At 57.0% G+C, this 908-nt stretch carries 1 protein-coding gene; it reads left to right on the top strand.

The genetic code is table 11. The annotated features are described in order from the left end of the window. The coding region (locus HM983_RS15765; protein WP_449658184.1) for a DUF7507 domain-containing protein at window positions 1–908 on the top strand (908 nt) is incomplete at both ends.

The following is a 908-nucleotide window of genomic DNA, read 5'->3' on the forward strand; positions in this document are numbered from 1 at the left end:
ATCAACTATAGCTTCACGGTAACGAACACAGGTAATGTAACGTTAACCGGCATTGCGGTAAACGACCCGGTAGTGGGCACGGTAAGCTGTGTGGCGACGAGCCTTGCGCCAGGTGCGAGCACGACCTGTACGGCAAGTTATACGGTACTTCAGAGTGACGTTGATGCCGGAGGAATAGAGAACACGGCGGACGTTACGGCGAGCTCACCGGGCAACACGGATGACGTCACGGACGTATCCGATACCGGAACGGAAGCCGACGGGACTGCGGTAGCGGACCCAGCGAACGAGGAGACGGACGACCTTGACGATGTGAACGGAGACAACAACGATGCGGACCCAACGAACGACGTAACACCGTTCGATATCGCACCGGACCCAAGTATAGAGATCCTCAAGAGCGTATCGAGCGTGACACCGGGAGGTGGAGCGGGCTTGGTCGACGATGTGATCAACTATAGCTTCACGGTAACGAACACAGGTAATGTAACGTTAACCGGCATTGCGGTAAACGACCCGGTAGTGGGAACTGTAACGTGTCTGTCGACGAGCCTTGCACCAGGAGCCAGTACGACCTGTACGGCAACATATACGGTACTTCAGGGTGATGTGGATGCCGGAGGAATAGAGAACACGGCGGACGTTACGGCGAGCTCACCGGGCAACACGGATGACGTCACGGACGTATCCGATACCGGAACGGAAGCCGACGGGACTGCGGTAGCGGACCCAGCGAACGAGGAGACGGACGACCTTGACGATGTGAACGGAGACAACAACGATGCCGACCCGACGAACGACGTAACGCCGTTCGATATCGCACCGGACCCAAGTATAGAGATCCTCAAGAGCGTATCGAGCGTGACACCTGGAGGTGGAGCGGGCTTGGTCGACGATGTGGTCAACTA

The sequence above is a fragment of the Winogradskyella ursingii genome, assembly GCF_013403975.1.
Taxonomy (GTDB): domain Bacteria; phylum Bacteroidota; class Bacteroidia; order Flavobacteriales; family Flavobacteriaceae; genus Winogradskyella; species Winogradskyella ursingii.